This window comes from Rhizobium sp. AN6A, from assembly GCF_900215635.1.
In the GTDB taxonomy this organism is placed as follows: Bacteria; Pseudomonadota; Alphaproteobacteria; order Rhizobiales; family Rhizobiaceae; genus Agrobacterium; species Agrobacterium tumefaciens.
Genome location: NZ_OCNC01000004.1, coordinates 1,432,893 through 1,445,288, shown reverse-complemented (window position 1 = coordinate 1,445,288; position 12,396 = coordinate 1,432,893). Strand labels below are relative to the sequence as shown.

Sequence of the window (12,396 nt, the reverse complement as noted above, 5' to 3'; positions counted from 1 at the left end):
TCCGACTCAATTCCGCCGCATGAATGTTCTTGTTTTGATCTTACGAATCACTGGAAATCTGCTAGATTTAGCCATGAGCATCGACTTCTCTTTTCTCCTCGATCCCGCCTTGCGGGCCGGCTCCGTCGACATCAGCTTCGGCGGGCTTCTTGCGGCTCTCGTTTTCGGCCTTTCCGCTTTCTGGATGGTCACGAAAAGTCGTGGGAAAAAAGCGGAAGCCGATGGTGAAATTTCCGATCTGTTGAAAACCCAGTCGGAACTGCACGGCCGGATCGCGGCGATGGCCGAGACGCTCGGCACACGCCAGAGCGAGATGGGCCAGACGATCAACCAGCGCCTCGACGGCATGTCGCAGCGGCTGGGTGAAACGCTAACCGAGCAGACCCGGTCGACGCACGAGAATCTAAGCCGCCTGCAGGAGCGGCTTGCGGTTATCGATGCGGCGCAGGGCAATATTCAGGATCTGGCAAAGGACGTGGTGGGGCTTCAGGCGATCCTCTCCAACAAGCAGACGCGCGGCGCTTTCGGACAGGCGCGCATGGAAGCGCTGATCGCCGATGCGCTTCCCGCCGGGGCCTTTCAGCTTCAGCCCACACTTTCCAACGGCTACCGACCGGACTGCATCATCAGGATGCCGAACAATGCGCCGTCCCTCGTCATCGACGCCAAGTTTCCGCTGGAGGCGTGGAATGCGCTGAAGGCGGATGAAACGCCCGAGGGCAAACGGGCTGCGACCCAGCAGTTCCGCCGCGATATGGAAGTTCATATTCGCGACGTGGCGGAGAAATATCTGATACGCGGAGAAACGCAGGATACCGCCTTCATCTTCGTGCCGTCGGAATCGATCTTTGCCGACATTCACCAGCATTTCGAATATCTGGTGCAGCGTGCCCATCGCGCCCGTGTCGTTATTGTCTCGCCATCGCTTTTGATGCTGTCGGTGCAGGTTATCCAGTCGGTGCTGAAGGACCAGCGCATGCGCGAGCAGGCGCATCTCATTCAGGGTGAAGTCGCGCTTCTCATGGATGACGTGCGGCGGCTGGACGACCGGACGCGCAAGCTGCAAGCCCATTTCGGGCTGGCGCAGAAAGACGTCGACATGATGCTGATTTCCTCCGACAAGGTGCTGGCGCGTGGCCAGAAGATCGAGGGTCTTGATTTTTCGCCGACGGAAAAAGAGACCTCCCATAGCGAAATCGAGCAGGCGCGACGATTTGCGGAGAACAGGGCGGGAACGGCCAAGTTGCGGGTGGTTGACGACGAGTGATCCCGTCGGGCAAAGTCGCCGCCTTGCTTTGAATTTCATACGGACATGCCCTGATGATTACTGTTTTCGGCTCCATCAACATGGATCTCGTCGCCACCGCCAAACGCCTGCCCAAACCCGGTGAAACCGTAACGGGAGACACCTTTTCCACGGCGGCCGGCGGAAAGGGAGCCAATCAGGCGCTTGCCGCACGGCGCGCAGGTGCAACGGTCAAAATGGCGGGCGCTACGGGTGATGACACCTTTGCCGCGCCAGCGCTGACATTGCTGCGCGATGCCGGCACCGACCTGTCGCTCGTCAAGACCGCGCCAGGCCCCACGGGAACCGCCGTAATCCTGATCGGTGAAGGCGGGGAGAACATGATCTCGGTCATTCCCGCCGCCAATGGCGAAGTTTCCGCATCCGACGCGGCAAGAGCCGTGGCGGAGATGGCAGCGGGTGATATTCTGATGCTTCAGTTCGAGGTGCCCGCACCCTCAATCGAAGCAGCACTGACGGCCGCGAAGGCTAAACGCATCACCACTATCATCAATACTGCGCCGCTGACCGCGGACGGGCCGCGCCTTGCTAGCCTTGCCGATATCGTCATCGCCAATGAAACAGAGTTCGAACTGCTGATCGGCAAAAACGGGCTTTCAGCCTCCGAACGGGAAAACGAACTCAAATCCCTGCATGAGCAGACCGGCCAGACATTGATCGTGACGCTTGGTGCTGATGGCGTGATCGCCATTCGCAACGGCAAGGTCTTCAAGGCGTCCGGTCTCAGGATCGAGCCGGTCGATACCGTTGGCGCTGGCGATACGTTCTGCGGTTATCTCGCCGCCAGCCTCGATCAGGGTATGGATTTCGAAAAGGCGCTGAAGCGCGCCGCCGTCGCAGGCTCGCTCGCCTGCACCCGCACCGGCGCCCAGCCTTCCATTCCGGTCGCAGCCGAAGTGGACGCGAATATCTGACGGTTCGAGCTGTTAAATGCGAATGAAAGTGAGATAGGCCGAGCTGCGGCCTTCTCTTTTCGCCTTGTTCTCATAACGCGTGCCCGGCCAGTTGGCATAGGGGGTGTGCCAGTCCTCGGCACTTGCCGCCGTCCACTCGAAACCGCCGTGGCGGGTGCAATGCTGTAGCGTCCAGTTGACGTAGGTATCGATATCGGAAGCAAAGCAGAACTTGCCACCGGGTTTCAGGACGCGATGGAAACGGGCAAGATTGACGTCGGAAACGAAACGGCGCTTCCAGTGCTTCTTCTTCGGCCAGGGATCGGGATAGAGAAGATCGATGTGATCGATCGACCCATCCGGCAGCCAATCCAGCAATTGCGTCGCGTCATCATCGTAAAGGCGGATATTCATCAACTCGCCTTCACGCACGCTTGCCAGCAGCTTGGCCATGGAATTGACGAAGGGCTCGACGCCGATAAAGCCGGTCTCAGGATTTTCAACCGCGCGGTGGGCAAGGTGCTCGCCGCCGCCGAAACCGATTTCCAGACGGACCGATTTCACATCCGCCGGAAAGAGAGCGACGAGATTTTTCGGAGGCGCGCTTTCCAGATCGATTTTCAGCAAAGGCAGCAGGTTTTCGATCGTATCGATCTGCTGATTGCGCAGGGGCTTGCCCTTGCGTCGGCCAAAAAACGCTTCCGTTGCGCGCGAACGCCGCTCTTCCGTCATGTCATACTCTCAAGAACAAATAGACTAAACCCGCACAGGGCCACTTGCATGGCACTATGCGGGTTACAAATGGTGCAACCGGTATCTCTCAATCCCCGTCGAATGACAAGACTTAGAACAAGTCCCCGCATTTTCCGGACGTAAAATCGCTACGCAATTTTACTGGAAATGCTTCAAGCGCTCAAAGCTTCCTTGAGCGGCTTCACCAGATCGAGCTTCTCCCAGGAGAAGGAACCGTCACGACCCGCCTTGCGACCGAAATGGCCGTAGGAGGACGTCTTGGCATAGATCGGCTTGTTGAGATCGAGATGACGGCGAATGCCCGACGGCGACAGATCCATGACCTTGCGGATGGCGCCTTCGACCTGATCTTCGCTGACCTTGCCGGTACCGTGCAGATCGACATAGATCGACAAAGGCTGGGCGATGCCGATCGCGTAGGAGATCTGAATGGTGCAGCGCTCGGCCAGACCGGCAGCCACCACGTTCTTGGCCAGATAGCGGGCAGCATAGGCCGCGGAACGGTCGACCTTGGTCGTGTCCTTGCCGGAGAATGCGCCGCCGCCATGGGGCGCAGCACCGCCATAGGTGTCCACGATGATCTTGCGGCCGGTCAGACCCGCATCGCCATCGGGACCACCGATGACGAATTTGCCCGTCGGGTTAATATACCACTGGCAATCATCGGCGATCTTCAGGTCACCCAGAGCTTCGCGGATATAAGGTTCGACAACTTCGCGAACCTTCTTCGAATCCCAGCTGGCATCGAGATGCTGCGTGGACAAAACGATGGACACGGCTTCCGAAGCCTTGCCGTCGACGTAACGAACGGTCACCTGGCTCTTGGCGTCCGGACCGAGTTTCGCAGCTTCGCCTTCGCCGCTTTTACGGGCGGTCGCGAGCAGCTGCAGAATACGGTGGGAATAATAGATCGGAGCCGGCATCAGGTCCGGCGTTTCCTTGCAGGCGTAACCGAACATGATGCCCTGGTCGCCGGCACCCTCGTCGCCCTGCTTGTCGGAGGCGTTGTCCACGCCCTGCGCGATATCCGCCGACTGCGGATGCAGGAGGACGTCGATCTTCGCCGTCTTCCAGTGGAAACCGTCCTGCTCGTAGCCGATGTCGCGGATCGCCTTGCGGGCAGCAGACTTGAACTTCGAGGGATTGATGACCGGGTGGCCGGCAGCATCCTTGAGAACCTTGCCGTCCTTGTCCTTTTTCAGCAGGGTATCGGGAACCCGAACCTCACCGGCGATAATGACGCGGTTCGTCGTCGCAAGCGTTTCGCATGCGATGCGCACGGTCCAGGGGTCGACACCCGTCTTGGATGCCTCACGATAGATGAGATCCACGATTTCATCGGAAATACGGTCACAAACCTTGTCCGGATGACCTTCGGCCACGGACTCGCTGGTGAACAGGTAATTGGCACGCATGCGGGATTCCCCTCAAAGAACGGTCTTCGAGTTTGTTAGTCATTTCGGCCATGAAAGACAAGGACACAACCACATAAATATATCTTTATGTGAGAATTCCTTTCTAATTGGGCACAAAAAAACGGCCCTTGCGGACCGTTGAGTGTCCAGCGCCGCACGCTGGAAAATAAAGGAGTCGCCTGCGAGTGCTACTCGGCATCCCCTTCGGCGGCGAGCGACTTGACGAGATCAACGAGGCGGCGGCGAACCTTCGGGTCGGCGATCTTCACGAAAGCGCGGTTCAGCTGCAAGCCTTCGGCAGACGACAGGAAATCCACCACGTAATTGGAACTCGATGCTTCTGCCATGCCCGTCGTGCCGACGGCCTGGTCGCCCGGCGCGTCCTCGAAGAAGAAGGAAACCGGCACATTCAGGATCGCGGAGATATTCTGCAGGCGGCTGGCGCCCACGCGGTTCGTGCCCTTTTCATACTTCTGAATTTGCTGAAAGGTAATTCCGAGGCTTTCACCCAGCTTTTCCTGGCTCATGCCCAGCATGGTTCTGCGAAGACGAATTCGGCTTCCGACATGAATGTCGATGGGGTTAGGCTTTTTCTTATTTTCGGTCATCATGCGGTCCTGACACTCGGAAAGGGTTGATATCTCGTTTCATTGCTTATTCGAAGAAATGAGCTGGCATTTCGACAACGTCTAAACTTGTTTTACGACTGACGTATTCACTATGCAATTGTAGGGGTTCCCGGTCAATTCTGGCGCCGGGCAAAACGCCAGGCAGAAAATACCGCAACGGTCAGCATGATAGAAAAAATCAACCAGAAATACGTCCGATGTATGTCGTAAGTAACAGCATCATTTGACCCACCACTCAAGGTGGCGTCAACAATTCCGACCCGGCCGTAGTCCAACCCGGCAATAATACGACCATAGGGGTCTATAACGGCGGAAATTCCGGTATTAGCGCCGCGAATCACCGGCACTCCCGTTTCAACGGCCCGTACTCTTGCCTGCAGAAAATGCTGATAAGGGCCGGGCGTATCGCCGAACCAGCCATCATTCGTGACGTTCAGGATCGCTGCGGCACCCGCCAGACCAGGGGTCATCTCTTCGGGAAAAATGATCTCGTAGCAGATCAGGGGATAGAAGGTTTTACCGGAAGGAAGCGTCAAAGGCGTGCGCGAAGAGGCGGCTGAAAAGCCGCCCGGCAGGCTGATGACATTATTGATGCCGAATCCCCGTAGAATATCTTCGAAAGGAACATATTCTCCAAAGGGTGTCAGATGGACCTTGTCGGTCGCGCCGATGATCTCGCCCTGACTGTCAATCGCATAGACCGAATTGTAGTAACGCGGAGGCCGGCCGGCACCGGCATCTTCCATTCTGACCGCACCGGTAAACAGGACCTGCCCGTCTTCCAGCGTCTTGGCGATTTCCGCCAGAGCGTCCGGATTTTGCGTCAGGATGAAAGGCACGGAGGTCTCCGGCCAGACGATGATATCTGGGCGTTTTTTTCCTTCGCCGGGCTGCAGGCCCGTCAAGCGCAGATGCTCGCTGAAAATCTCGGCCCTGTCTGCATTCAGCATCTTGCGGGACTGGTCGATCGACGGCTGCACGATCCTCACGGTCAGCGCATCCGCAGGTGTCTCCAACGGTGTCTGAAGGCGGTAAGAGCCATAACCAAAATGGCCAGCCAGCAGCAGGCCCGCCACAATGAGACCCGGCCACATGCCTTTTTTCGTGCCGATCAAGGCAGGCGCGGCGAAGATGAAAACGGCAAGCGTGGTGACACCAAAAAGACCAAGCAGATGCGCCGACTGCATCATGATCGGCACAGGCATGATGCCGTAACCGATGGCGTTCCAGGGAAAGCCAGTTGCTATGAAGCTGCGGAGCCATTCCAAAAGGCCGAATGCGGCCGCAAGTGCGGCTATACGGCCGAGACCGTCCGACCAGACGATATTGGCGGCTGCGACCGCAAAACCGTAAAACACGGCGAGAAAAGCCGGAAGGCCGAGGATGGCGAGCGGTAGCGCCCAGGCGAACTCGTCAGCTTCCAACAGGAGCGCATTGCCCAGCCACCACAGGCCCGCCACGAAATAACCAAGTCCGAAACACCAACCGATGCCGAAAGCGGGCATGATGCGGCTGAAGATGCCGCCGCCCGGCTTGCCGGTGCAGCCATCGACCAACCAGACAAGCAGGGTGAACGACAAAAAAAGCGCCGCGAAAAAGCCGACCGGAGGCAAGGCCAGCGCTCCAACCGCGCCTGCGGCAATCGCCATCACTGCGCGGCTTTTGCCGCCGGCCAGCATTACCCTGCCTGCAAGACGCTCCATGCCATCTCCGTTTAATGCCCACCCGGAAAAGCCCAACCCCGGCATGGCCGCGCAAAGGAATTTCCCTTTAGACTCGACGTAAAGGAAAAAAGATTCGCAGTCCACAGAAGGGATGGTCGCCGGAGCACCGTGCGTCCTTTTGGACTCTTGATGACGCGTTCAAGGAGCGGAGGCGACGGGGAGCATCCCGTCGCCCACCTCAGTCAGCGTTTTGCTGGTGGGTGATGAGGCGAACATCCGGCGCGGGCAGCGGAATAACCTCATCGGCATCACCCGGCGCGCGGTCATCCTGCCCTTCCGAGCCGTGATTGCGGACGATACGGACACCCTTGATACGCCTCGTATCCGCATCGAGGATCTGGAACTCGAAACCGGGTACGGCCCGGACCACTTCACCCTTGGCCGGAATGCGGCCGAGCGCGAAGAATATCAGGCCGCCGAGCGTATCGATTTCTTCAAGATGCTCGCGGACATCGAATTCCGGTCCGATTGCCTCGGCAAGTTCCGTAAGTTCGGCGCGGGCATCCGCCACCAGCACGTCAGCGGACAGACGCGAAAACATCGTCTCGTCCTTGTCATGCTCGTCATCAATGTCACCCACGACCATCTCGACGATGTCCTCATGGCTGACGAGACCGTCCGTGCCACCATATTCATCGATCACCAGGGCAAGCTGTGTTCTCTGTGCCTGCATGGTCTTCAGAAGATCTGAGGCCAGCATGGAGGGGGGTGCAAAAAGAATTTTACGCACCAGCCCGGCATCGGCGACCGTCTGTTCCAGATCCACCCGTGCCAGGTCAAAATTCGGTCGCGGCGAGCGCGAAGCCTTCGCCTCGCCATAAGCAACGCCACGCGATCCCACCCGGCGCTTGTTGCGCGCCTGCTTGGCGACATAGGCCAGCAGATCGCGAATGTGGATCATGCCCTTCGGATTATCCAGCGTCTCATCGTAGACCGGCATGCGGGAGCGCCCGGTTTCCTCAAAGAGGATCAGAGCTTCGCCGATGGTCATATTCTGGTCGAGACCGTCGATATCCACGCGTGGGATCATGATATCTTCGACCCGAACCTCCCGGAAACGCAGGATATTGTTCAGCATCGCCCGCTCTTCGGGCGAAAAGGCGGCACCGATTTCGGTGTCGTCCATCAGCGCGTCGGTCAAATCCTCGCGCAGGCGCTCGCCCTGTGACGGTTTCAGCAACCGTCCAATGCGCGACCAGATCGTCGATCTCGGCTTTGCATTGGAGTCGTTCCGTAAATGACTACTGCCCTCCTCCGAGGAGGACTGCTCGCCGTTTTCTCTGCCCTCATTGGCAGGTCGTGCAGAATGTTCGTTCATGGCTCCAGACAATATTCAAAGCGGTTCCTGTCCCGCGTAAGGATCAGATAGGCCAAGCACCGCCAAAATGCGAGTCTCAAGCGACTCCATTTCTTCCGCCTCCTCCTCATCCATGTGGTCATAACCGAACAGGTGCAGGAACCCATGAACAAGAAGATGGGTCAGATGATCCTCGAAACTCTTCTCAAGTTCAAGAGCCTCGCGTTCAACCGTCTCGCGCGCGATGACGATATCGCCCAGCATCGGGCCGGGCATGCCGCCCGGTTCCAGCGGAAAAGCGGGGAAAGACAAGACATTGGTTGCCTTGTCCTTGTCGCGCCATTCGGCATTGATTTCCCGGATATTTTCATCGTCGGTAAAGACCAGCGACAGTTCCACCGGCATTTTCGGGAAGGGTTGTTTCTCTTCCCGCTTCAAAAAATCAACCGCTGCATCCAGCGCCTTGGTGGCGAAGGCAAGAAGGTCCTCTTCCGAGGACCAGCCTTCGGCCTCGACGCTGATTTGAATATCCAGAGCTGTCATTGTCTTGCGTCAGTTGCCCTTCACGAGGCTTTCATCCGGCACCGCCGTGTGGGATTCGTACGCCCGCACGATGCGCGCCACCATCGGATGGCGCACGACGTCCACATCCTTGAAGCGCACGACGGATACACCTTCCACGTCGGTGAGGATTTGCAGGGCCTCGACAAGGCCTGACTTCACACCGCGCGGAAGGTCCACCTGGCTTGGGTCGCCGGTCACGATCATGCGGCCTTTCTCACCGAGACGGGTGAGGAACATTTTCATCTGCATGGTCGTGGTGTTCTGGGCTTCGTCCAGAATGACGGCGGCGTTGGCAAGCGTGCGTCCGCGCATGAAGGCCAGCGGAGCGATTTCGATGACGCCCGCCTGAATGGCGCGCTCCACCTTGTCACCCGGCATCATGTCGTAAAGCGCGTCGTAAAGCGGGCGCAGATAAGGATCGACCTTCTCCTTCATGTCGCCCGGCAGGAAGCCAAGGCGTTCGCCCGCCTCCACTGCGGGACGCGAGAGGATGATGCGGTCGACCGCACCACGCTCCAGAAGTTGCGCCGCATGCGCCACGGCAAGATAGGTCTTGCCGGTGCCGGCGGGGCCGACGCCGAAAACCAGTTCGGATTGCTCCAGCGCCCGCATGTAGACATCCTGCGTCGGCGTGCGGGCAGCGACGGTCTTCTTGCGCGTGGAAATCTGCGCCATGGAGATCTTCGCCTTGCGCTCCATCGTCGGCAAGGTCAGCTGGTCGTCTGCCGCCATGGCCATGCGGATCGCGCCCTCCACGTCGGAAACCTCGGCGGTTCCGCCCTTGAGCAGACGCTCGTAAAGGAAATCCAGCGCCCGGCGAGCCTGATTGGTGGCAACGACATCGCCGGTGATGGCAACGGAATTGCCGCGCGGGCGCGCATCGATGTTGAGGCGTTGTTCCAGCAATTTGAGGTTCTGATCGAACTGACCGAATAGCTCTCCCGCTATCCTGTTATTCTCGAACGTGAGGACGAAGTGATTGGCGTCGGTCGCGGCTTGGCGTGGCTGGCGCGATGAAGGTGATACCAATTCATGTGCGTTCAAGCGGTCAGGCTCCTGTCCCAATCAGTGTCGGCTCCTCACTCTAACTCTCTGCCACCTCGGCAAACAAGCTGTTTGGACCCGTTGCGGTGATTCGTACATTAACAATGTCACCGATTTTCAAAGTCTTTGCATCAAGATTCACAGATTGCAGCCAGGGAGAGCGACCTATCAACTGTTCAGGCATGCGGCCGGGCTTTTCCAGCAACACATCCATCGTCTTTCCGACCAGCGATTCCGCAAATTCCTTCTGCTGCCGCAAGAGCAGCGCCTGCAATCGTTCCAGCCGCTCGGCCTTGACCTCTTCCGCAACCTGATCCGTCAGATCGGCGCCCGGCGTTCCGGGGCGTGTGGAATATTTGAATGAAAAGGCCTGCGCATATTTCACCTTTTCGATGATCGCCATCGTGTCTTCGAAATCACGATCCGTCTCGCCGGGGAAGCCAACAATAAAATCCCCGGACATGGCGATATCAGGGCGGACGGCCCGGATTTTTTCAATGAGCTGGATATATTCCTCACCCGTGTGGCGACGGTTCATCGCCTTCAGAATGCGATCCGACCCGGACTGAACAGGCAGATGCAGATAGGGCATCAGAATGCGCAGATCGCGATGTGCGCCAATCAAGCGGTCATCCATGTCGCGCGGATGGCTCGTGGTATAACGAAGGCGGGCAAGACCGGGAATTTCCGCCAGCCGGTAAAGAAGCTCGGCAAGTCCCCATTTTTCGCCCTTCGGGCCTTCGCCCTGCCAGGCATTGACGTTCTGGCCAAGCAGCGTGATCTCGCGCACGCCGGCATCCACCAGTTTCATCGCCTCATCGACGATCTGGCGCACGGGGCGCGAAACTTCCGAACCACGCGTATAGGGCACAACACAGAAGGTGCAAAACTTGTCGCAGCCTTCCTGCACCGTCAAAAATGCCGTGACGCCGCGCGTACGCAGTGTTGCCTTTTCGGCCACCGGCAGATGTTCGAACTTGTCCTCGACCGCATATTCGGTCTCGATGACGCGCTCGCCGCCGCGCACCCGCTTCAGGGCGTCAGGCAGGCGGTGATAGGTCTGCGGGCCGATGACGACATCGACGGCAGGCGCACGGCGAAGGATTTCCTCGCCTTCCGCCTGCGCCACGCATCCGGCAACGCCGATCACGAATTCGCGGCCCTGTTCTTCGCGCGATTTTTTCATGTCGCGCAGGCGACCGAGCGCCGAATAGACCTTTTCAGCGGCCTTCTCGCGGATGTGACAGGTGTTCAGAAGCACCAGATCCGCCTCGCCCATATCCTCCGTCTGAACGTAACCGTCCTTCGCAAGCGCATCGCTCATGCGGACGGAATCGTACACGTTCATCTGACAGCCATAGGTCTTGATGAAGACCTTCCTGCTGTTAGAGCCCTCGCGGGCAATCATTTCGGGGGCGTCGAGGCCAAGCGTTTCCTGGGTCATGGCGGTTATCTAGTGTTTTTCACGCCCGGATTAAACAGAAAAATACCGGAAAAGCTGCAATGCTCTATTTCCGCCAGCCACCACGCAGGCTGAAAGCCAACATGGAACGGATAGAAGCGGCGATATCGGTCGCCAGACGCTTGCGGTTATCCGTGCTGTGAAACGGAACGCTGTCGCCGAATGTAACGTCGACGTCGATAGCACCTGCCCTGATGATACCGAGCAGATGCGGCACCAGAGTTATGCTGCCCGGCCATGCCGCAATGACCCGGTGATACCGCCCCATGGCCATGCCCTGCACCCGCGTGTAGGCGATCGCGACCGGCTGCACATAAACGAGCTTGCCCGGAACCTGCTCGGCAGCCGTGGAGGCTGCGCCAAACAGCGAGGATTTGACGGCAAGCATGCGGTTACCGTCAGAGGTGGTGCCTTCCGGGAACAACACGACGATCTCGCCATCGGCCATGCGGGCGGCGATCTCGCCGACCTGCGCACCGGTGCTGCGCTTCTGCTCGCGCTGGACGAAGATACTTTTCTGCAGACGGGCGAGCCAGCCGAAGACGGGCCAGTCACGCACTTCCGTCTTGGCGATGAACACCACGTCGGCAATACTGCCGAGAACGAGAATGTCCTTCCACGAGGCGTGGTTGACCGCCAGCATGAGCGGTTTTGCCCGCTCCACATCCCCATGGACATGCACGCGGATGCCAAGAACATGGCAGGCTATGCGGTGCCAGATGCGGGGAATACGGCGACGAAGCCGCAAGTCGAAGGCAAGGCCCAACAGTTGCAGCGGCAGCAATATAAGCGTGACGATCAGGAGAACGACCGCAATATAGGCTGTCCGAAGCCACATCATGATTGAACCGTGCGCTTGCTCACCAGCGTCTCAATGTTCGCCGGGCTTCAACGGTACACCGTAGAGTTCGAGCCGGTGATCAACGAGCTTGAAGCCATGTTCCCTGGCGATCTTTTCCTGAAGCGCCTCGATCTCGGGTGAATGAAACTCGATGACCACACTGTTCTTCAGATCGATCAGATGATCGTGATGTTCCTCAGGCACGGTCTCGTAACGCGAGCGGCCATCGCGAAAATCATGACGCTCGATGATGCCGGCGTCCTCGAACAGCTTCACCGTTCTGTAAACGGTAGAAATCGAGATGCGCGGATCAACGGCGGAGGAACGGCGGTAAAGCTCCTCGACATCCGGATGGTCTGCCGATTCCTGCAGCACACGGGCGATGACACGGCGCTGGTCCGTCATCCGCATGCCGCGTTCGGCACAAAGTTCCTCCAGCGTTTTCGAAAGGTCTATCACGTCTTCTGG

Annotated in this window: 12 protein-coding genes; 2 read left to right on the top strand and 10 right to left on the bottom strand. The window is 58.4% G+C overall.

Annotated features, from left to right (window positions below; translation table 11 throughout):
• Nucleotides 1–73: 73 nt before the first annotated feature.
• Together CRO62_RS19590 and CRO62_RS19585 are read left to right on the top strand one after the other, a co-directional pair.
• On the top strand, nucleotides 74–1,267 hold the full coding sequence (locus CRO62_RS19590; RefSeq protein WP_003514811.1) for a DNA recombination protein RmuC: 1,194 nt from the start codon (nucleotides 74–76) through the stop codon (nucleotides 1,265–1,267).
• A gap of 53 nt (nucleotides 1,268–1,320) precedes the next feature.
• Entirely contained in the window at nucleotides 1,321–2,220 is a 900-nt protein-coding gene (locus tag CRO62_RS19585; protein ID WP_097101366.1) for a ribokinase, read from the top strand.
• A gap of 12 nt (nucleotides 2,221–2,232) precedes the next feature.
• Here the strand turns inward: CRO62_RS19585 and trmB are convergent, their stop codons facing one another.
• The 10 genes from trmB to CRO62_RS19535 form a co-directional block, all read right to left on the bottom strand.
• Nucleotides 2,233–2,931: a tRNA (guanosine(46)-N7)-methyltransferase TrmB gene (gene trmB / locus CRO62_RS19580; RefSeq protein WP_097101364.1), complete on the bottom strand. Its 699-nt coding sequence runs from the start codon at nucleotides 2,929–2,931 to the stop codon at nucleotides 2,233–2,235.
• 173 nt (nucleotides 2,932–3,104) lie between these two features.
• Nucleotides 3,105–4,367: a methionine adenosyltransferase gene (gene metK / locus CRO62_RS19575; RefSeq protein ID WP_003514808.1), complete on the bottom strand. Its 1,263-nt coding sequence runs from the start codon at nucleotides 4,365–4,367 to the stop codon at nucleotides 3,105–3,107.
• 188 nt (nucleotides 4,368–4,555) lie between these two features.
• Nucleotides 4,556–4,975 (bottom strand): helix-turn-helix domain-containing protein, encoded by a 420-nt coding sequence (locus CRO62_RS19570; protein WP_003514807.1) that lies wholly within the window; start codon nucleotides 4,973–4,975, stop codon nucleotides 4,556–4,558.
• 134 nt (nucleotides 4,976–5,109) lie between these two features.
• Nucleotides 5,110–6,699, bottom strand: a complete 1,590-nt coding sequence (lnt, locus tag CRO62_RS19565; RefSeq protein WP_097101362.1) for an apolipoprotein N-acyltransferase — start codon at nucleotides 6,697–6,699, stop codon at nucleotides 5,110–5,112.
• A gap of 199 nt (nucleotides 6,700–6,898) precedes the next feature.
• On the bottom strand, nucleotides 6,899–8,038 hold the full coding sequence (locus tag CRO62_RS19560; protein WP_097101360.1) for a hemolysin family protein: 1,140 nt from the start codon (nucleotides 8,036–8,038) through the stop codon (nucleotides 6,899–6,901).
• A gap of 15 nt (nucleotides 8,039–8,053) precedes the next feature.
• Nucleotides 8,054–8,560 (bottom strand): rRNA maturation RNase YbeY, encoded by a 507-nt coding sequence (ybeY, locus tag CRO62_RS19555; RefSeq protein WP_019564421.1) that lies wholly within the window; start codon nucleotides 8,558–8,560, stop codon nucleotides 8,054–8,056.
• A gap of 9 nt (nucleotides 8,561–8,569) precedes the next feature.
• Nucleotides 8,570–9,625, bottom strand: a complete 1,056-nt coding sequence (locus CRO62_RS19550; protein ID WP_003514799.1) for a PhoH family protein — start codon at nucleotides 9,623–9,625, stop codon at nucleotides 8,570–8,572.
• A 40-nt stretch (nucleotides 9,626–9,665) separates the two neighbouring features.
• Nucleotides 9,666–11,069: a tRNA (N6-isopentenyl adenosine(37)-C2)-methylthiotransferase MiaB gene (miaB, locus tag CRO62_RS19545; protein ID WP_179784579.1), complete on the bottom strand. Its 1,404-nt coding sequence runs from the start codon at nucleotides 11,067–11,069 to the stop codon at nucleotides 9,666–9,668.
• 64 nt (nucleotides 11,070–11,133) lie between these two features.
• Complete coding sequence (locus tag CRO62_RS19540) at nucleotides 11,134–11,928, bottom strand: lysophospholipid acyltransferase family protein (RefSeq protein WP_097101358.1); 795 nt, start codon at nucleotides 11,926–11,928, stop codon at nucleotides 11,134–11,136.
• Nucleotides 11,929–11,958: 30 nt separating this feature from the next.
• On the bottom strand, nucleotides 11,959–12,387 hold the full coding sequence (locus tag CRO62_RS19535) for a Fur family transcriptional regulator (RefSeq protein WP_003514787.1): 429 nt from the start codon (nucleotides 12,385–12,387) through the stop codon (nucleotides 11,959–11,961).
• Nucleotides 12,388–12,396 lie beyond the last annotated feature (9 nt).